This window comes from Amphritea pacifica, assembly GCF_016924145.1.
Lineage (GTDB): Bacteria > Pseudomonadota > Gammaproteobacteria > Pseudomonadales > Balneatricaceae > Amphritea > Amphritea pacifica.
Genome location: NZ_JAFFZO010000015.1, coordinates 86261 through 106521 on the forward strand (window position 1 = coordinate 86261; position 20261 = coordinate 106521).

19 protein-coding genes are annotated in these 20261 nt (G+C 53.0%); 16 read left to right on the top strand and 3 right to left on the bottom strand.

Features of this window, described 5'->3' with window-relative positions; all coding sequences use genetic code 11:
• Nucleotides 1-63 precede the first annotated feature (63 nt).
• From JW499_RS10405 to JW499_RS10430, 6 genes are all read left to right on the top strand, one after another.
• Nucleotides 64-1710, top strand: coding sequence for a DUF1302 domain-containing protein (locus JW499_RS10405; RefSeq protein ID WP_205210530.1), 1647 nt, complete (start codon nucleotides 64-66; stop codon nucleotides 1708-1710).
• 24 nt (nucleotides 1711-1734) lie between these two features.
• Complete coding sequence (locus JW499_RS10410) at nucleotides 1735-3093, top strand: DUF1329 domain-containing protein (protein WP_205210531.1); 1359 nt, start codon at nucleotides 1735-1737, stop codon at nucleotides 3091-3093.
• Between the two features lie 85 nt (nucleotides 3094-3178).
• Nucleotides 3179-4297: a WD40/YVTN/BNR-like repeat-containing protein gene (locus JW499_RS10415; RefSeq protein WP_205210532.1), complete on the top strand. Its 1119-nt coding sequence runs from the start codon at nucleotides 3179-3181 to the stop codon at nucleotides 4295-4297.
• 4 nt (nucleotides 4298-4301) lie between these two features.
• Nucleotides 4302-6812 carry an efflux RND transporter permease subunit gene (locus JW499_RS10420; protein WP_332874426.1) on the top strand — a complete coding sequence of 837 codons (2511 nt, stop codon included), beginning with the start codon at nucleotides 4302-4304 and terminating at the stop codon, nucleotides 6810-6812.
• On the top strand, nucleotides 6805-7749 hold the full coding sequence (locus JW499_RS10425) for an alpha/beta hydrolase (RefSeq protein ID WP_205210533.1): 945 nt from the start codon (nucleotides 6805-6807) through the stop codon (nucleotides 7747-7749). Before JW499_RS10420 ends, JW499_RS10425 begins: the two co-directional genes overlap by 8 nt.
• A gap of 28 nt (nucleotides 7750-7777) precedes the next feature.
• On the top strand, nucleotides 7778-8875 hold the full coding sequence (locus JW499_RS10430; protein WP_205210534.1) for an NAD(P)-dependent alcohol dehydrogenase: 1098 nt from the start codon (nucleotides 7778-7780) through the stop codon (nucleotides 8873-8875).
• 168 nt (nucleotides 8876-9043) lie between these two features.
• Here the strand turns inward: JW499_RS10430 and JW499_RS10435 are convergent, their stop codons facing one another.
• Entirely contained in the window at nucleotides 9044-11194 is a 2151-nt protein-coding gene (locus tag JW499_RS10435) for a TonB-dependent receptor (protein WP_232846334.1), read from the bottom strand.
• A gap of 216 nt (nucleotides 11195-11410) precedes the next feature.
• Here JW499_RS10435 and JW499_RS10440 point away from each other — a divergent pair, with 216 nt between their 5' ends.
• The 3 genes from JW499_RS10440 to JW499_RS10450 are packed head-to-tail and all read left to right on the top strand — an operon-like array spanning nucleotide 11411 to nucleotide 12565.
• Complete coding sequence (locus JW499_RS10440; protein WP_205210535.1) at nucleotides 11411-12004, top strand: CoA pyrophosphatase; 594 nt, start codon at nucleotides 11411-11413, stop codon at nucleotides 12002-12004.
• Between the two features lie 44 nt (nucleotides 12005-12048).
• Nucleotides 12049-12246: a DUF1289 domain-containing protein gene (locus JW499_RS10445; protein ID WP_091355164.1), complete on the top strand. Its 198-nt coding sequence runs from the start codon at nucleotides 12049-12051 to the stop codon at nucleotides 12244-12246.
• 13 nt (nucleotides 12247-12259) lie between these two features.
• Entirely contained in the window at nucleotides 12260-12565 is a 306-nt protein-coding gene (locus JW499_RS10450) for an MTH1187 family thiamine-binding protein (RefSeq protein ID WP_205210536.1), read from the top strand.
• On the opposite strand, the gene JW499_RS10455 is transcribed toward JW499_RS10450, so the two are convergent.
• Nucleotides 12566-13849, bottom strand: coding sequence for an HlyC/CorC family transporter (locus JW499_RS10455; protein ID WP_091355169.1), 1284 nt, complete (start codon nucleotides 13847-13849; stop codon nucleotides 12566-12568).
• 108 nt (nucleotides 13850-13957) lie between these two features.
• Entirely contained in the window at nucleotides 13958-14743 is a 786-nt protein-coding gene (locus tag JW499_RS10460) for a cytochrome C assembly family protein (RefSeq protein ID WP_205210537.1), read from the bottom strand.
• A gap of 262 nt (nucleotides 14744-15005) precedes the next feature.
• On the opposite strand from JW499_RS10460, the gene ffh reads away from it, so the two are divergent.
• From ffh to xerD, 7 genes are all read left to right on the top strand, one after another.
• Entirely contained in the window at nucleotides 15006-16397 is a 1392-nt protein-coding gene (gene ffh / locus JW499_RS10465; protein ID WP_205210538.1) for a signal recognition particle protein, read from the top strand.
• Nucleotides 16398-16580: 183 nt separating this feature from the next.
• Nucleotides 16581-16820, top strand: a complete 240-nt coding sequence (gene rpsP, locus JW499_RS10470; protein WP_091355177.1) for a 30S ribosomal protein S16 — start codon at nucleotides 16581-16583, stop codon at nucleotides 16818-16820.
• A 31-nt stretch (nucleotides 16821-16851) separates the two neighbouring features.
• Nucleotides 16852-17385 (top strand): ribosome maturation factor RimM, encoded by a 534-nt coding sequence (gene rimM / locus JW499_RS10475; protein ID WP_205210539.1) that lies wholly within the window; start codon nucleotides 16852-16854, stop codon nucleotides 17383-17385.
• Nucleotides 17386-17388: 3 nt separating this feature from the next.
• Complete coding sequence (gene trmD / locus JW499_RS10480; protein ID WP_205210540.1) at nucleotides 17389-18138, top strand: tRNA (guanosine(37)-N1)-methyltransferase TrmD; 750 nt, start codon at nucleotides 17389-17391, stop codon at nucleotides 18136-18138.
• A gap of 16 nt (nucleotides 18139-18154) precedes the next feature.
• On the top strand, nucleotides 18155-18514 hold the full coding sequence (gene rplS, locus JW499_RS10485) for a 50S ribosomal protein L19 (protein WP_091355186.1): 360 nt from the start codon (nucleotides 18155-18157) through the stop codon (nucleotides 18512-18514).
• A gap of 167 nt (nucleotides 18515-18681) precedes the next feature.
• Nucleotides 18682-19092, top strand: coding sequence for an LSm family protein (locus tag JW499_RS10490; protein ID WP_205210541.1), 411 nt, complete (start codon nucleotides 18682-18684; stop codon nucleotides 19090-19092).
• 28 nt (nucleotides 19093-19120) lie between these two features.
• Nucleotides 19121-20092, top strand: a complete 972-nt coding sequence (gene xerD, locus JW499_RS10495; RefSeq protein ID WP_205210542.1) for a site-specific tyrosine recombinase XerD — start codon at nucleotides 19121-19123, stop codon at nucleotides 20090-20092.
• Nucleotides 20093-20261 lie beyond the last annotated feature (169 nt).

Below are 20261 nucleotides of genomic sequence, written 5' to 3' on the forward strand. Positions count from 1 at the left end.
GCTGCCGACGATCAGTCTGCTCAGCCGCATAACAACGTTTAATTCAAAGCGAAGGAATAAAATATGAATAACAACTCCCGCTTAAAATCCTTGTCCCTGACAAAAACGTCATTAAAGCCCCTGACGGTTGCCGTATCACTGGCAACGGTTCTATGCGTTCCAGAGGCGCTGGCGTATAAAATTGATACCGGTAATCCCGATATCAGACTGCGCTGGGATAACACCTTTAAGTACAGTGCGGCATTCAGGGTGGAAGACAAGTCAGACACCCTGCTGGCCGATGTTAACTACGATGATGGTGACCGCAACTTCGATAAAGGGCTGATATCCAACAGACTCGACTGGCTGACTGAACTGGATGCCCGTTATAAAGACTATGGCGTAAGGGTGAGTGGTGCCGCCTGGTATGACTCGGTGTATAACCAGAGCAACGATAACGACTCGCCGTTTACCAATAATTCCACCAGCGCCAAAAACAACAAATTCACCGACGAAACCCGCGATGTGCATGGACGTAAGGCGGAGCTCCTGGATGCGTTTGTCTACGGTAACTTTGACCTGGGTGATATGCGCAGCAGCCTGCGTCTGGGACGCCACTCACTGGTATACGGTGAAACGCTGTTCTTTGGTGCCAACGGAATCGCCGATGCTCAGGGACCGACCGATCTGATCAAACTGTTAAGCGTACCGAGCACTCAGTTTAAAGAGGTGTTGCGGCCGGTTAACCAGCTGTCGGGCACCTTACAGATCAGCCCGGAATTGTCGCTGGGCGGTTATTACCAGTTTGCCTGGGAGGAGACCCGGTTGCCGGGTGTTGGCAGCTATCTGTCCAATATCGACTGGGCCGGTCCCGGCACTGAGTCGCTGATCGCTGGCCCCGGGGTTGTCTGGAATCATATCTCCGACGTAGAACCGGATGATTCCGGTCAGGGGGGGCTGAAACTGCGTATCGCCCCGGAAGAGAGTGATTTTGAGTATGGTCTTTACTATGCCCGCTATCACGCCAAGACGCCGTCGGGCTTCTATTTTGACCCGGTCGGCGGGACTATCCGCACTGTCTATGGTCAGGATATCGATACCTTTGGCGCCAGTGCGACTACCTCTATCGGGCAGCTGAATATCGCGGCGGAAGCATCGATGCGCTATAACGCCCCGCTCAACAGTGATCCGCAGATCTCCGTCGGCCAGACCGCCGATAACGATAACAACATTCTTTATGCGGTGGGTAAGACCGCCCATGCCAACCTTTCCGGTATCTATGTATTGCAGCCAAGTTCCCTGTGGGATGGCGGTGCATTGCTGGGTGAGCTGGCGTGGAACCGGGTGGTGTCGGTCGATAAGAATCCGAATGCGCTGGACCCTAACAGTACTCGCGATGCCTGGGCGATGCGGATGATCTTTTCGCCAGCCTACTTTCAGGTTTTGCCGGGTCTTGATGTCGAAGTGCCTGTCGGTCTTGGTTACAACTTTGCAGGCCGCTCCGGCGCGGTTGCCAATATGAATGGTGGTGCCTCCTATGGCGGTGATTTCTCTCTGGGGGTTAACGGAACCTACCAGAACACCTGGAAGCTGGGGGCCAGTTATGTGCGTTTTCTCGGCGACGAGTTCAGCTTTGTGACGCCGCAGAACTCTGCAGGACCGGCACTTTCATTTAAACAGACCCGTGCCGACCGGGATTTTGTGTCGCTGTATATCCAGCGTAGTTTCTAACCGAATTCAGTGGAGATAAAAATAATGAAAAATACACTTAAAGTACTGGTGACCGGGGTTGCCCTGGCACTGACCTCACAACTCTCGCTGGGGGCTGTCGATGCTCAGACAGCGGCGCAACTTAATACCACGCTGACGCCACTGGGGGCGGAAAAGTCAGGGAATGCTGCGGGCACCATTCCCGAGTGGAAGGGTGGCTATACCACCGTGGCGGCTGGTTATAAAAGTGGCGATATCCGTCCCGATCCATTTGCCAGTGATAAACCGCTGTTTACCATTACGGCTGCCAATCTGGCGCAATACAGTGATCAGTTGAGTGACGGCGTCAAAGCCCTGTTTGCCAAAAATCCTGATTTTCGCATGAATATCTATCCCACCCATCGTTCGGCTGCGGCACCCGGATGGGTTTATAGCAATACCGAAAAGAATGCCACCCGCGCAGAACTGGCAGCGGATGAAACCTCCGTCAGTGGTGCCTATGGTGGCATCCCGTTCCCGATTCCAAAAACCGGTGCCGAGGTGATGTGGAATCATCGCTTAGGCTGGTCAGGAGAATCGGTCGAGTATGCGATGAAAACCTATATTGTGACTGCCGATGGGCATCGCTCGCTGGCCAGTGAAGGTGATGAGCTGATGCAGTTTCCTTACTATTACAAGGAGGGGGACGCTGCCGACTATAGCGGTGTAAACCAGTTAGGGCGTTTTATTGTCACCGGCCCGGCCTCCAAAGCGGGCGAAGCGATTCTGGTGCATGACCCGTCAGTCGCCGGAAAAAAACGGGCTATCTGGCAGTATCTTGTGGGTCAGCGCCGGGTGCGTAAAGCGCCATCGGTTGCCTACGATACACCCGATTTCGTTACCTCAGGGGTCGGCTTGTTTGATGAGGCCTTTATGATGTTTGGCCCTATCGACCGGCATAACTACAAACTGCAGGGTAAAAAAGAGCTCTTTATCCCCTACAACAACAACCATGCTGCTCAGGTGAGTATTGATGAGTTGATGGGTGAGCATTTTCTGAACCCCGAGAATGTTCGCTGGGAACTGCATCGGGTCTGGGTGGTGGATGCTGAACTGAAAGACGGCATGCGTCATACCGTACCGAAACGTACCTATTACATCGATGAAGACAGCTGGAAAATTGTCCTGTTTGATGGCTGGGATGCTAAAGGCGATCTGTGGCGGATGAACTACTCGCTGACCTACCTGGTGCCTGAACTGCCAGCACTGGTGACTAATGTGATGTGGGGTGGCTATGACTTGCAAACTGGCGCGTACTATCTGAACGCTGCCATGAATGGTGGTACCCCACATTACCGGGTGCGTGAACCGATATCTGAAGGCACCTGGAGTCCGGTAGAACTGGCCAACCAGGGGGCTCGCTAATATCTCGCAATCCGTATTTGATCGTTGTCTGACGGCTGCTGTAACCCACAGCAGCCGGTCTCAGATGATGATCAGGAGTTTTCTGATGGTCGTATTTTCCAATTCAATATTAAGAAACCGGCTGGCGGGAGGCTGTCTTCTGCTGCTGATGGCCGGGCAGAGCTGGACCGCTGTGGCTGGTGCTGAAACCGGATTTACTGCGCTGGACAAGCCGGCACAGATCACTGCTCAGTCAGTGCATAAAACCATATTGTCGGTTGCACGGGCGGGTCAGCGGCTGGTAGCTGTGGGTGAAGAGGGCATTATTCTGTTATCGGACGATAACGGTCAGCACTGGAATCAGATTGTGTCGCCAGTGTCTGCAGCGCTAACTGAGGTGCAGTTTGTCGACCCCCGTCATGGCTGGATTGTAGGCCACTATGGCGTGGTGCTGGCGACCACGGATGGCGGTGAAAGCTGGCAAAAACAGCTGGATGGCATTCAGGCGGCACAGTTATTGTTGGCGGATGTTCAGCTGCGCGGTGGCGATGAGCGTGAGCTTCGCGAAGCACGCCGTTTAATAGACGATGGCCCTGATAAACCCTTTCTCAATCTGCATTTCACTGATGCCCTCAACGGCTTTGTATTCGGTGCCTACAACCTCATCTATCGCACCCAGGATGGCGGTCAGAGCTGGCAGCCGTGGCTGAGTCGGGTCGATAACCCGATGGGGCTGCATCTGTATGGTATGGCCGAGGCGGATGGGGTGCTGATGATGGCCGGTGAGCAGGGAACGCTGTTGCGTTCAACCGATGCCGGAGAGCATTTTGAAGCGATCGACTCGCCTTATGATGGGAGCTTTTTCGGCATCATCGCTGAGCCGGATGGGGCGTTTGTCGTCTATGGACTGCGGGGGCACCTGTTCCGTTCAGTCGACAACGGCGACAGCTGGACTCAGCTTGATATCCGGGAAGAGGTTGCGCTCAGTGCGGCGTCGATGCTGGCGGATGGGCGTCTGCTGGTGGTGAGTCAGAGTGGCACACTGCTGGTTAACCGGAATGACACCGGTTTTGTGCCGGTAGCGGATCTGCCAGCGCTGCCATTAGCGGATGTTGTTCAGTCGGCTGACGGGGCGGCCATTGTTGCCAGTCTGGCCGGTGTTCACCGGTTTGATCTGCCCGGACGTATCGCCAGGGATAGTGCGTCCGGCAGTGTGAAGGAATAACGTTGTGAATAGTGCGAATAATATAGATACCGGTGCAGCGAAGCCGCCACCGGAAGCGTTTGATCCGCATTCCGGATCGTTTATTGAACGACTGGTGTTTAATCAGCGCCGGCTGGTGCTGGCATTTTGCCTGCTCATCAGTCTTGGACTCGGGTGGCAGGCAACTCAGCTGGGACTCAATGCCAGCTTTGAGAAGATGATTCCCACCGGACATCCGTTTATCACCAATTTTCTTGCCAACCGTTCCAGTCTGGCCGGTTTAGGGAACTCCCTGCGGGTTGCCGTCGGTGTTAAACAGGGGTCAATCTATGATCAGCAGTATCTGCAAACACTGCAGCAGATCAATGATGAACTCTACTTGTTGCCGGGGGTTGATCGTCCCTATCTGAAGTCTCTGTGGACGCCAAGTACCCGCTGGATCGCCGTCACCGAAGAGGGTATGGATGGTGGTACGGTGATTCCCGGTGATTTTGATGGTTCTGCCGCGAGTCTGGAACAGGTCCGGCTGAACGTGCAGCGCTCCGGAGAGATCGGACAGCTGGTGTCGGCTAATTTCCGCTCCAGTATTGTCTATGTGCCGTTGTTGGACAGAGATCCGCGCACTGATGAACCACTGGATTACGGTCAGCTGTCCCGTCAACTGGAACAGATCAGAACTAAATACCAGAGTGATAATATTGAGATTCATATCACCGGTTTTGCCAAGATTGTCGGCGATCTGATTGAAGGGATGCAGCAGGTGCTGGTGTTTTTTGTACTGGCGGTGGCGATTGCCACAGCGGTACTGTTTGCCTATACCCGCTGCCTGCGCAGCTCGCTGCTGGTGATGGGGTGCTCCCTGATCGGTGTGCTATGGCAACTGGGAATGCTGCAGCTGTTTGGCTTCGATCTGAACCCCTATTCGATCCTTGTTCCCTTTCTGGTCTTTGCCATCGGTATCAGTCATGGTGCACAGAAAATGAACGGCGTGATGCGCGATATTGGTAGTGGTATGGCGCCCTATGTTGCCACCCGCAACACCTTCCGCCGTCTGTTCCGAACCGGTATCGCCGCGCTGATTACCGATGCCTTTGGCTTTGCGGTATTGCTGGTGATCGATATCGGTGTGATCCGGGAGCTGGCGATTGCGGCCAGTCTGGGGGTGGCGGTGCTGATTATCAGTAACCTGGTGCTGCTGCCAGTACTGCTCTCCTATATCGGTGTGACACCGAAGGCGGCTGCGCGCTCGGTTCAGCATGACAGCGTTGGTGCTGGTGATGACGGCAGTGATCGTGAAATTCATCAGGTCCTGCCGGGACGGTTGTGGAAATTCTTTGCCCTGTTTACTGAGCGTAAATGGGCGCTTACCGCTTTAACGGTGGCGGCCGGGCTGGCGGTGTTTGGTTCGGTGGTCGGCAGCCGCTTACAGATCGGTGATCTTGAACCCGGTGCGCCTGAGTTGCGGGCAGATTCCCGTTATAACCTGGATACCGCCTTTATGGCAGATAACTATGCCGCCAGTTCCGATATCTTCGTGGTGATGGTGAAAACTGCAGTGGATAGCTGTACCCATTACTCAGTCTTGTCGAAGGTCCGTGAGCTGACCGGGCAACTGGAACGGCTACCCGGCGTTGAATCGACCAATTCAATGGCGCGGCTGTCCCGCTATGCGATGGTGGGCTATAACGAGGGTAACTTTAAATGGCTGGAGTTGATTCCCAACAATGCAGCGCTGGGAGCGGTGCAGGCACGGGCGCCTCGGGAGCTGTTTAATGCGGACTGCAGCTTATTATCGGTGTATGTCTATCTCAAGGATCATAAGGCCGCGACGCTTAACAGTGTGGTTGAAGTCGCGCAGAAATTTGCCGCTGATAACAGTGATGATGAGGCTCGCTTTATGCTGGCTGCGGGCAACTCCGGTATTGAAGCCGCGACCAATATCGTGGTGAAAAAAGCGATGAATCAGATGATGTATCTGGTTTACGGTGCGGTGATTATTCTCTGCTGGATCACCTTCCGCAGCTGGCGTGGCGTTGTGGCGGCGGTGTTGCCACTGATGCTGACCTCGGTGATGTGTCAGGCACTGATGGTCAAGCTGGGGATCGGCGTTAAGGTGGCTATTCTGCCGGTGATTGCCCTGGGTGTGGGGATCGGTGTGGATTATGCCCTGTATGTTCTGTCAGTGTTGCTGATGGGGCTGCGTTTTGGCATGACGGTCACTCAGGCGTATCAGTTGGCGTTGCGTCAGACCGGCCGGATCGTGATGCTGACCGGGGCAACCCTGGCGGTGGGTGTGGCCACCTGGGTGTTCTCCCCCATCCGTTTTCAGGCGGATATGGGGATCCTGCTGGCCTTTATGTTCCTGTTTAACATGCTGGGAGCGTTGATTCTGTTGCCAGCGCTGGCCCATTTCCTGTTTGGTTCTACGGTGCTTGCTCCGCCTATTAGCAGCAGTGCGCCAGTGCAGGAACACAATAATAATGATTCGGATGGTCTCAAAAGCCAGTTTTTAACGGAGGAAAACAGTCATGCTTGATCTGCAGATAAAAGGCATCCTGGAGCAGGCGGCGGCTGCGGGAGCGCCGGACTTTGCTGACCTGCCACCCGCGGCTGGCCGTGAGGTTTACAGCCAGATACTGGCGGCCACCGATGTTGCCGTAGCTGACGGGGTGAATATTTCTGATCTGAGCATACCCGGCCCCGGCGGTGAACTGGCGTTGCGGTGTTACCGCCCGGAGGGGGCGGATGAACTGGCTGGCGCGGTGCTCTATCTGCACGGTGGCGGTTTTGTGGTGGGCTGCCCCCGGGATTATGACGGTGTTGTCAGTCAGCTAAGCCGGTTGTCCGGCTGTCTGATTGTGCAGGTTGATTACCGTCTGGCACCAGAGCACCCCTATCCGGCTGCCGTCGAAGACTGTTATGCAGCCCTGTGCTGGCTGGCAGACGCAGCGACGGAGCTGGGGGTTACACCAGGACAGATTGCCCTGGCCGGTGACAGTGCAGGTGCTAATCTGGCTGCTGTCTGTGCATTGCTGGCACGAGATAACGCAGGCCCCTCAGTGCGCCAGCAAACCCTTATTTATCCCACAGCATCGGGCCCCGATACCCTGTATGACTCTTATGATAAATATGGCGAGGGCTATACCCTGACAAATCGCAGTATGGTCTATTTTATGGAGCATTATCTGAGTGGCAGTGCTGAACCTGTCGATTTTCGGCTTGCACCGCTGGACGCTGAAAACCTGTCAGATCTGCCCCCAGCATTGATTCAGGTGGCTGGCTTTGATCCGCTACGGGATGAAGGTATAGCGTACGCTGAGGCGCTGCAGCAAGCGGGCTGCTCCGTCAGCCTGATCGAGTATCCGCAGCTGGTGCACGGTTATATCAGCATGTCCGGTGCAGTTGCTGCAGCGGGGCGCGCGGTTGATGAAGTGGCAGCAGCCTGGCGACAGGTTTTTAGTTCTGTTGCGTAAATCAGGATAATAATAACAGGAGAGATTTATGAAGATTCAAGCGGCTGTAGCCCGAACTGTACACGGACCTCTGACTCTGGAAAGTCTGGAGCTTGAGGAACCACGGGCAGATGAAATTCTGGTGCGTGTTGTGGCTACCGGTGTCTGTCATACCGATATTGTGGTGCGCGATGGCATGTTGCCAACACCGATGCCGGTGGTACTGGGGCATGAGGGCTCTGGTGTGGTTGAAAAGGTGGGGACCAGTGTAACCAAGGTGGCTCCGGGTGACCATGTGGTGATGACCTATAACTCCTGTGGTGGTTGCCCCAGCTGTGAAGATCATGCTCCCAGTTACTGCCATGAGTTTTTCCCCCGCAACTTTTTTGCTACCCGGGAGGATGGCACGACGGCGCTGTCAAAAGAGGGTGAGGTGATCCAGAGTAACTTCTTCGGTCAGTCCTCGTTTGCCACCCATGCGCTGTGCCATGAGCGCAACATCGTCAAAGTAACCGATGCGGTATCGCTGGATCTGCTCGGACCGCTGGCCTGTGGTGTACAAACCGGTGCTGGTGCGGTTATCAATGCGCTGCAGGTGAAGGCGGGCAGGTCGATTGCGATCTTTGGTACCGGCTCGGTGGGGCTGTCAGCGGTGATGGCTGCCCATGCAATGGGGGCAACGACTATTATTGCCGTTGATATGAATGCTGAGCGACTGGCCTTTGCCGAAGAAGTGGGGGCGACACACAGTCTGAATCCCGCTAACGGTGATGTTACCGCTGCAATCATGGAGATCACCGGTTACGGTGTCGACTATGCACTGGATACCACCGGACTGACTCCGGTGATTAAGGGCGCGGTATTGAGCCTGGCTCCACGGGGTTGCTGTGGTGTGCTGGGCGCATCGGCCCCCGGTAGTGAGATTGTGCTCGATGAGGTGCATTTCATGAGTGGCGGTCGGCGTCTGATCGGTATCGTTGAGGGGGAGTCGAATCCGGACAGTTTTATTCCGCAACTGATCAATCTCTATCAGCAGGGTAAATTTCCCTTCGACAAAATGGTCCGGTTCTATCCATTTGAGCAGATAAATGAGGCGATTGCGGACTCGGAGTCCGGTGTCACCATCAAGCCTGTGGTCAGAATGTAGGATGCCTTAGCGAAAGTTAATTAGCCCATACTTTCGTAGGTAATTGGAAAACAACTCTTGTTTTCATGCCCACCACCTGCCGCTTTAGCAGGTGGTGTTTTTTGCATTTTCAGCCGCGCTTTTTATCAGCGCTTTCTATCAGCGCTTTCTATCAGCGCTTGCTATCCCTCAGAACTGATAGCTATAACTCAGCATCACGCTGCGGGGCGCGCCCGGCGAGTACGATTTATCCCCACTGGTGTCTTTTTTAACCTCTACCGCATAGCGTTTATCAAACAGATTCTGAACATTCAGACTGAGCGTGTGAGGCCCGGTCTCATAGCCAAGATTGGCATTGGTGACAAAATCATAACCACCATAGGTTTCAGTGTTAGCGTTATCCAGGAAATACTCTCCCCAGCTATCGGCCTGAAGCCTTAGTTTAACCCCGCTCGGATGTTTGTAGTCCAGGCTGAAACTGTAATAGTGCTCGGGAATAAAGGGTAGCTGATTGCCGGAGCGGTCGAAGTTTGTCGGTACGCCCATGACGTATACAACTTCCGAAAAATCATCGTATTTGTAATCACTGTAAGCGTAGTTGAATCCCAGTTGCAGTTCGCCGGGCACGCTATCTTGCAGTACATTGACACTGCTGCTGAATTCGATCCCTTTTTTATCAGTACGGCCCGCGTTCTGGTAGATCGTTTCGCCATCGGTACGCACCTGAATAATCTCGTCATCGACTGTGCTGGCATAGGCGCTCAGATCAAACTGCCAGTCATGGGTGCGTCCTTTCAGGCCAAATTCAACACTGGTATTGGTTGCGCTGCGCAGATCTTCATTGCTGCCCAGTTCGCTGGAGTAGGGTACCTGTTCCCCCTGAGAGATATTGCCAAACAGAGTGAAGGTATCGTTCAGTTTATAGCTGCTGCCGATACGGGGGGCAAACAGGGTAAAGGTACGGGTGAGTGAGCTATCGCCGCCGCTGCCGGGAATGGTCAGGTAGCCGCCCATGCCATAGTTGTAGGAGGTATCGCTGTTCCAGGTGTCCTGGTCTATTTTGATCTGATCCAGGCGGAAACCTGCATCGATTAACAGACGGTCTGTCGGGCGCAGGTTTTCCTGCAAAAATACACCGTACACGGTGTTGACTGAATCCTCTATCTCCAGCAGTGCCCCTTTGCGGTCTGAAAGCGTTCTGATAATTCGTGGGCCAGCGGTGACGATATCGGCATAGGCATATTTGCGTGCGTTATCGGTACGGTCCTGACGGAAGGTCACGCCACTGACCAGATTGTCCTCGCCGATAAGATTATGACGATAGTCCAGTTCAAGGTCAGTACCGAAGATAGCAACACCGGAGGTATCGTTGATAACACCGGTGACCGGGTGAAAGTGACTCCACTGGTTGTAATACACCCGGGGTCTGAAGGTCAGGTCGCCCAGATCGACGGTCAGGCGGCTGTTAAAAAAGACGATCTCTGAGTTGCGGGCGGTGTTTTTAAAGGCTGAATCATTGTCAGTCTGTTTGCCGGTTTTTTCGAACTCAGCGAACTGGGCCTCATCCATACTGCCCGGCAGGTTGAGATCGGAGTGGGTCATACTCAGTTCCATCTCCAGTTCAGAGTTATCGCTGGGCAGAATTCCTCCTTTAATACTTAGCTGATTGGATTCATATTCGTTGTTGCGCCGCCAGTCATTATCCTGAGCCCGGTGTGAAGCGGTAATGGCCAGAGCGTTGCCCTCATCTGTCATCCAGGATTTTCGCAGATGCAGATTACGGGAACCCTCTTCGCCAAGCCCCAGTCTGAGCTGATCCCGGCGATCATCAAACACCGATTTGGAGATGATATGGATGGCGCCACCGGTGGAACCCGTAGCATAAATATTCGCCGGTCCTTTACTGACCTCGATCTGCTCGATGTCCTGGGTATCGATAAAGTCCATACGGGTAAAGCTATCAGGATCGGTGACCGGCACCCCGTCCCGCAGTACCATGATCTCGCGGATACCATATTGTGCTTTCAGGCCCGCGCCCCGGACAATCAGTCGTGAACTGCTGCCACCGCTGGTGGACTGAATCAGAACGCCGGGCGTGCCTTTCAGGGCATCGGCGATATTGAACATCTTCTCCTGTTCAAGCCGTTTCTGATCAATAATAGAGATGCTTTCCGGTACTTCAGCTGAGGATCTCTCAGTACGGGTGGCGGTGACCGTGATAACGTCTGCAGCACTTTTCTCGGTATCACTCTCTTCCGCCTGCACGCAGGTGCCGGTAAGTGCGGCGGTCACCATGATTGTCAGATGATAGCGGGAAAAGTCCGGTAGGTAGTTATTCATAGAGGAGTCCGTTCAGAAATTTAGTCTGCGCGGAAAATAAGCAATTACACCGATAGTGACAATGTGACATGTTGTCGCGTGGCAAACTGCCGCACTCATCTCTAACGAGATGAATCGCGGTTAATCGATGTATCAGAACTAAACTTTCGTTTAAACCAGCGGTATGATGTTCTGATACCATCCACTTCAGGTTATAAGTAGTTCGCAGTAATACCCATGATAAGTCAGCTGAAACAACGATTAGTCGGATATGCCCCGAGGACGCTTGATAATGGAGGCCCGCAAGCCAGTGTGCTGATTGCGCTGACCGATAATCCAGCGGGGCCGGAAGTGATTCTGACCCGTCGCTGTGATCACCTGAGCACCCACAGCGGTGAGATCGCTTTTCCCGGTGGCAAGCGTGACGATACCGATCCTGACCTGCTTTTTACCGCGTTGCGTGAAGCGCAGGAAGAGGTGGGGCTTGATCCGGACAGGGTAGAAATTATTGGCTCATTGGGGGATCTGCTGTCGAAGCATATGTTGCAGGTGAGGCCCTATGTTGGCGTAATACCCAGCGATATTGAGTTGATACCGAATCTGGATGAGCTGGACCGGATTCACCGGGTGCCGCTGAGTTTTTTTCTCGATGATCATCGGCATCACACCGATAAAATCAGGTTCCGGGGGATGACTCACTATGTACCCGCATATGAGTATGAGGGTGATATAATCTGGGGACTGACCGCTTATATGCTGGTGGAGTTGCTCAACGTCGGGTTTGATGCCCGGATTCCGATGAAAACCAGGCCTGAGCACAGTCTCCGGTAAGCGTTATCAGATAGGTCCCGTTTTTAACCTGACAGAATTGAGCTATGAATAATGAGTTTGCACCAGCCCGTCCGATCCGCTCTCCCTGTATTGGCGTATGTGCCCTCGATGAGAAGGATCTGTGTGTCGCCTGCCGTCGAAGCGGTATGGAGATCGCCGAATGGGGCGTCTTGACCGAGGAGCAGAAAAAAGCCGTGTGGGCGCTGATCCGACAGCGGGAAGCGGAAGACCGGAAGGGTTGAGCCGGAGAATAGTATGAAAGTGATGATCGATCTTTGTGTTGTGCCCGTGGGTGTCGGTACATCGGTATCAGCCTATGTAACTGCCTGTCAGAGGGTGATCCAGGATGCCGGTCTTTCTCACCAGATGCATGCATATGGCACCAATATCGAGGGTGAATGGGATGAGGTGTTTGCCGCTGTGAAACGCTGTCATGAGGTGGTTCACGGAATGGGGGCCGTACGGATTACCAGTAGTATGCGTATCGGCACCCGCACTGACCGGGATCAAACCATGGATGATAAGATCAACAGCGTTAAAGCACAGCTGAAGGAGAGGTGATTAGTCCTCTTCCTCCTCTTCAAAATCCCGGTATTGCTCGATCGCGCGGATGGTTTTGATCTGGTTGTCGCTAACCTGCAGGGTTTCAATCCGGTAGTTGCCGATCAGCATGCAGATATTGGCATCCGGAATCGCTTCCAGTATCTCCATCACCAGTCCGTTAATGGTTTTGGGGCCGTCGGTGGGCAGGTTCCAGTTGAGCGATTTGTTAACATCGCGGATATTGGCGGTGCCATCGATAAAGTAGCTGCCATCAGCCTGAGGATAAATATCCTGATTGTCGTCTTTGCCGTTGAGTGACATTTCGCCAACGATCTCTTCGAGAATATCTTCCAGGGTAACCACCCCCTGAATATCGCCATACTCATCCACCACCAGTGCAATACGGCGGCTTTCCTGCTGGAAATTCAGCAGCTGAGTTTGCAGCGGAGTGCTTTCCGGCACAAAGTAGGGTTCGTGTATCACCTGAAGAATGGCCGCTTTAGTGACCGACTCCTGCCTGAATACCTGCGCCAGATTGCGCATATGCAGAATACCAACCACTTTATTCAACTCTCCGCGGTAGACCGGTAACCGGGTGTGGGCGGTATTGCTTAACTGATCAATAATAACTTCCAGATCGTTGTCCATATCGATACCGATCACCTCGTTGCGGGGGATCATAATATCGTTAACGGTGACTTCATCCAGTTCCAGCACCCCCAGTAGCATTGACTGATTACGCTGCTGCAGTACTGCACCGGATTCATTTACCAGGGTGCGCAGCTCTTCAGTGCTGAGGTGGTGATGCTCGCCCGCAGTGACTTTGATGCCGAGCAGTTTGAGCAGATTGTTGGTGATCAGATTGACGATCCAGACGAGAGGGTAGAGCAGTTTCAGCAGTGGCTGAAGCACAAAAGCGGCCGGGAAGGCGATCTTTTCCGGATGGAGTGCTGCAACGGTCTTGGGTGTGACTTCAGCGAAGATAAGAATAACCATGGTCAGGGCGGCGGTGGCGATGAAGATGCCGCCCTCTCCCCAAAGCTTAACCGCAATGATGGTGGCGATCGATGAAGCCAGGATATTGACAAAATTGTTGCCGATGAGGATCACGCCGATCAGACGATCCGGTCGCTTCAGTAATTTATTCGCCTTAACCGCACCCCGGTGACGATTTTTCACCAGGTGCCTCAACCGATAGCGGTTCAGAGACATCATGCCGGTCTCAGAACTTGAGAAAAAAGCTGAGCAGAGAATCAGAAATAGAAGCAGTCCCAACAGGGACTCGATCGATGCGCCTTCCAAGACGGTAAACCTATGGTTGCTAGTTGGAGAGTCATTGTCGGGTTTAACCCCCGATAGTGTCAAGCATACTAAGGATTCAGTGAAACCGTTTTTACTCTCAGGAACGGGTTATAACAGCAACTCGACAACAAACTTACTGCCGAAGAACGAGAGCATGAGCACAATAAAGCCACCCACGGTCCAGCGGATCGCCCGGTGGCTGCGCCAGCCCAACAGGTGACGGCCAACCAGCAGCGTTGCGTAGAGCAGCCAGGCAAGGATGGAAAGAACGGTTTTATGCACCAGGTGCTGAGCAAACAGATCATCAAACACAATAGCGCCGCTGATCAGTGACAGGGTCAGCAGAATCAGGCCGGTCCAGATCATCTCAAACAGCAGGGTTTCCATGGTTTGCAGGGGGGGCAGGGAGCGCAGCAAACCTTTGGTTATATGATGTTTGAGCTGATACTCCTGTTTTGCCAGCAACACCGCCTGAAACGCAGCCAGGGTGAAGATGCTGTAAGCCAGAATCGAGATCAGGATATGGATAACCAGGCCGGTGTCGTAATGCTTGCCCTGTGGAGAGTCGAGCCCAAACAGCGTAAAAAACAGTGCGAAAGCCGCCAGCGGAAAGATGCCGATATACAGGTTATCAATTTTTTGTCGCAGAGAGCTTAACAGCACCAGCGCTGCAACCAGCCAGCCGATCAGCGAGCCGGCGCTGAAAAATTCCAGATGAATACCGGTTGGGCGGTGAAGGTCAAGATAGGCGGAATAGCCGTGGCTGATAACAGCAAGTAAGCCGGTCAGACGGATAATCGTGCTGTTTACGTTACGCCCGCTGACAACCTGCCACTGTAATGCAGCAGCAATCAGATAACATATGATGGCGAAAATAGCAGGCAGAATGTGCATTAGCGGTTAACTCATCAGTTCCATAGAGTGTGCAGGCGCTAAGTGTGTCATAAATATCTGTGTGATGAAATATTGATACCCGCTCAATTAGGCCGGATTGGCCAGACTGAGGCTGGTGAATACTCAGAGTGCCATGATTATCATGGTTCCTAAAGCGCGCTGCTGCTGTATAATGCAGGACTTTATTTTACTGTACACAGAACCGATGAACCGATGGGGTCTGATAAAAACAGTAGCGGATTTAACACCTCAAGGCGTAACTATGTTTGAGAATCTGACGGATCGTCTGGCCAAAACGCTTAAAGCGGTCACGGGTCAGGCAAAGCTGACCGAAGACAATATTCAAGGCACATTGCGTGAAGTGCGCATGGCGCTACTGGAAGCCGATGTAGCGCTGCCCGTTGTTAAAGAGTTTATCAACAACGTTAAAGAGCGGGCAGTAGGCACCGAAGTCAGTAAGAGTCTGAGTCCGGGCCAGGTATTCGTTAAGATCGTTCAGCAGGAGCTGGAAAAGGTGATGGGAGAGGCTAATGAAGGCCTTAACCTCGCAACTCAGCCCCCGGCCGTAGTCATGATGGCGGGCCTGCAGGGTGCTGGTAAGACCACATCGGTCGCCAAGCTGTCCCGTTTTCTGCGTGAGCGGGAGAAAAAGAAAGTTCTGGTCGTGTCTGCTGACGTCTACCGTCCCGCAGCGATCAAACAGCTGGAAACCCTGGCCGCGGAAGTGTCGGTGGAGTTCTTCCCCTCCTCTGTCGATCAGAAACCGATCGATATTGTTAATGCCGCGATTCATCATGCCCGGATCAAACATTTTGATGTTCTGATCGTCGATACCGCCGGCCGTCTGCATGTCGACAGCGGTATGATGGATGAGATCAAGGCGCTGCACGCCGCGATTAAACCGGTAGAGACGTTATTCGTGGTCGATGCGATGACCGGTCAGGATGCCGCGAATACCGCCAAAGCGTTTAATGATGTGTTGCCGCTGACCGGTGTGGTACTGACAAAAACCGATGGTGATGCCCGCGGTGGTGCGGCACTTTCGGTCCGTCATATCACTGGTAAGCCGATCAAGTTTCTCGGTGTGGGTGAGAAAGTTGATGCCCTTGAACCCTTCCATCCCGATCGTATCGCCTCCCGCATTCTGGGAATGGGGGATGTTCTCTCTCTGATTGAAGAGGTAGAGCAGAAGGTAGATAAAGAGAAAGCGGAACGCCTTGCGAAGAAGGTTCAGAAAGGTAAAGGCTTCGATCTGGAAGATTTCCGTGACCAGCTGCAGCAGATGAACAATATGGGCGGTATGGCATCTTTGATGGACAAACTGCCGGGGATGGGGCAGATGGGAGCAGCTATGCAGGGGGCAAACCTGTCCAATGCGGAGAAAGGCTTTAAGCAGTTTGAGTCGATCATCAACTCGATGACACCCCATGAGCGTAAACGGCCTGAGGTTATCAGCGGTTCCCGTAAAAAACGTATCGCGATGGGTTCTGGTACCCAGATTCAGGATGTTAACCGTTTGCTCAAGCAGCATAAGCAGATGGCTAAAATGATGAAGAAGTTTTCTAGTAAAGCCGGTATGGCAAAGATGATGCGCGGTATGAAAGGGATGATGCCGGGTGGTATGGGTGGCCCGGGTGGTTTCCCGCGGATGTAACTTTCTGCAGTGTGATTATTAAATAATCAAAAAGCTTCACAGGGGCGGCAAATTCACGTAATATGCCGCCCTGTTTTTTAAATGGGTGCAGTCTGCGTCGGTGTTTCTGATGAACCCGGAATGGGGCTGTTATCTGTAAACTGTGAGCGATTTCAAAACTCACTTAATAAAGGGACCTAACGCATGGTAACTATTCGTCTAGCTCGTAGCGGCGCCAAAAAGCGTCCATTTTATCACCTGACTGTGGCTGATTCTCGTAATCCGCGTGATGGTCGTTTTATTGAGCGTGTTGGCTTCTTCAACCCACTGGCTAAAGGCCAGGAAGAGAAGCTGCGCATTAACCTGGAACGCATCGAGTACTGGGTAGCTAAAGGCGCGCAAATGTCTGACCGTGTTGCTAAGCTGGTTAAAGAAGCTAAGTAAACATATTTAAGCAATCAGTCGGGTTTGAGTGATGAGTGGCTATACGTCTGAAGATCTAACAACCATCGGGCGAATCACCACACTTTATGGTGTTAAGGGCTGGGTTAAAGTGTATTCCCATACCGAACCGATGGAGAGCATCCTCGAATATTCACCGTGGCTACTGAACATTAATGGTCAGTGGAAACCGTTCAAAATTGCGGACGGTAAACGGCACGGTAAAGGGCTGGTCGCAAAGCTGGCTGGAGTCGATAATCGGGATCTTGCGCGACAGTATTGTGGCGTTGATATTGCGATTGAGAAGCATCAGCTTCCTGAACTGGAAGAGGGTGAATTCTACTGGAGCCAGCTGGAAAAGCTTGAAGTATTAACCGAGTCCGGCGACAAGCTGGGTAAGGTGAGTCATCTGATCGCTACCGGTTCAAATGATGTGCTGGTGGTCAAAGGTAACACTGAGAGTATTGATCGCCGCGAGCGATTGATCCCTTACCTGCCGGATCAGGTGATTAAAGAGATAAACCTTGAAGAAGGTACGATTCGGGTCGATTGGGACCCGGAGTTTTAACCGGTGTGGATCGGTGTTGTAACCCTTTTTCCGGAGATGTTTGAGGCGATAACCCGCCACGGCGTCACCGGAAAAGCAGTGCGCAACGGCTTGCTGGATGTGCAGTGCTGGAACCCTCGTGAGTTCACCAGGGATAAACACCGAACCGTGGACGACCGCCCTTATGGCGGAGGTCCCGGTATGTTGATGAAGGTGCAGCCGCTGCGGGACGCGATCCAGGCAGCGAAACAGTCTGCTGGTGAACAGGTCAGAGTGATCTACCTGTCACCGCAGGGGCGCCGACTTGATCATGCCGGGGTGAAGGAACTGGCCGCTGCAGAGCGGTTGATTCTGGTAGCCGGGCGCTACGAAGGTATTGATGAGCGCCTGGTGGAGACCGAGATCGATGAAGAGTGGTCACTGGGGGATTTTGTCCTGAGTGGCGGCGAGTTACCAGCAATGGTGCTGATCGATGCGGTGTCCCGACTGGTTCCCGGTGTGCTTGGCCACCAGGATTCAGCGGCAGAAGATTCCTTTAGTGATGGGTTACTGGACTGCCCACACTACACCCGACCGGAAAAACTCGACGATATGTCCGTACCGGATGTGTTGCTTAGCGGTAACCACGAGGCGATCAGACGCTGGCGTCTGAAACAGCAGCTTGGACGAACCTGGAAACGGCGTCCCGAACTGCTGGAAGACCTTGAACTGACCAAAGAGCAGCTGACATTGTTAACCGAATTTATCCGTGAGACAGAAGCGTCTCAGGGTTAGTATTTAGGAGCGTGCTATGAGCAGCAAAAACTCTATCATTCAGCAGATCGAAGCTGAACAGATGAACAAGCAAGTACCAGAATTCGCACCGGGTGACACCGTTGTTGTTCAGGTTAAAGTAGTTGAAGGTACCCGTCAGCGTCTGCAGGCGTTTGAAGGCGTTGTGATTGGTAAGCGTAACCGTGGCGTTAACTCTGCGTTCACTGTGCGCAAAATCTCTCACGGTGTGGGTGTTGAACGTACTTTCCAGACTTTCTCCTCTACTGTAGACAGCATTGAGGTCAAACGTCGTGGTGACGTGCGTCAGGCTAAACTGTACTACCTGCGTGAGCGTAGTGGTAAGTCTGCACGTATTAAAGAGAAGCTGGCTAAGTAATCGCTTACCAGTTTGAGTATGAAAAGGCAGCTTCGGCTGCCTTTTTTGCTGTCTGGCGTTGGCGACATTGTTGAACTCGCATTAATATACAGGCAGGATGTAATTTCTGCTTCTGGTTTTTCACGGGCTGCAGAGTTTCAATACTTACCATCGCTTAGGTTCATGCAGTGAAGAGACTATCGATCGGGCTGGGCTCAGTTGTACTGTTGTCGGTTATCGCAGCATATGCGGGTAACGATAGCGGGGAGACAGCCACAACAGCGGCAGAGGCCGATACAGCGGTTAATAATGAAACATCACGTCGTGAGGCAACGCGTGAGGCTATTCGTCGCGCTGTTCGTGGGGATGGTTTGCCGCAGGAAAAGATGGAGAAGCGCTATCAACCGGTCAGTCATGAAGAGATTGACCGCTATGTGGGTAGCTGGGTAAAACTGGAAACCTATTTCGGCCGTAAGGTTGAGGGTACACTCAGAAGCGTCAATGGCAATACACTATACATTGATGAACATCTGGGGCAGGGTAGCGCAAGTTATCCAATTGATAAAACCAAGCTTTCCGGGTTAAAAGTGTTGCGATGATGCTTGCCCGATAACGGATCTCTCCTGTGTGACTACTCAATTATCTGATACCGATTTTGTTGGCGATAACCCCGTAACAGATGCCCGCATAACGGCAGAGCATCCCTCTCCGCGCGACGCAGAGCTGATTGAGCACTATATTGATGCCTTATGGATGGAAAAGGGGCTGAGTAAAAATACCCTCAGCTCCTACCGTCGCGATCTGTCTATCTATGCCTGCTGGCTGAATAGCCGCCAGCTGTTTCTGTTGGAATCTTCCCGAACCGATCTTCAGAGTTACCTTAACTGGCGCGTTCGCCAGCGGATGAAAGCCAGTTCTACATCCCGCCTGCTGTCCTGTTTGCGGGGCTTTTTTCGTTATCAGCTGCGTGAAGGGGGATTGAGCGTTGATCCGACACTGCAGGTTGAAAGTCCCAAACGGGGCAGGCCGCTGCCTAAAAGTCTGACTGAGGCCGAGGTTGAAGCGCTGTTGCAGGCGCCGGATCTGGGCGATGCACTGGGCTTTCGCGACCGGGCGATGCTGGAGATGCTCTACGCTTCCGGTTTGCGGGTCAGTGAACTGGTAGGGTTGCAATTGTCCCAGATAAATCTGCGTCAGGGAGTGATCCGGGTCGTCGGTAAGGGGGATAAAGAGCGTCTGGTGCCGTTAGGCGATGAAGCGGCCGACTGGCTGCTGCGTTACCTTAAAGAGGCACGTCCGCTGCTGATCAGGGATTCAGGCAATGAAGTGGTTTTTCCCAGTCGCAGGGGGCAGCAGATGACCCGCCAGACCTTCTGGTACAGGATTAAGCGTCACGGCCTGGCGGCAGGAGTGGCGCAGCTGCCATCGCCCCATGTGTTGCGTCACGCTTTTGCTACTCATCTGTTAAATCATGGCGCTGACTTGCGGGTGGTGCAGCTGTTGCTGGGACACAGTGATCTGTCAACCACGCAGATCTATACGCATATTGCCCGTCATCGGTTACAATCTCTGCATCAGCAGCATCATCCCCGGGGATGACTTTAAAGATAGCATTCAGGTTATTTTCAGTTTTCGCGGTTAGTCTGGAAACTAAGCGGCCTTTTTGACGTCTTAACAGCAGATGCTTTTTCAGAAAAGGTTTTAGGGTTCAGATTTTAAGGTATGCTTTAGTGAACTAAAGCGGCCGAAACGGGGTGCAAACAGACAA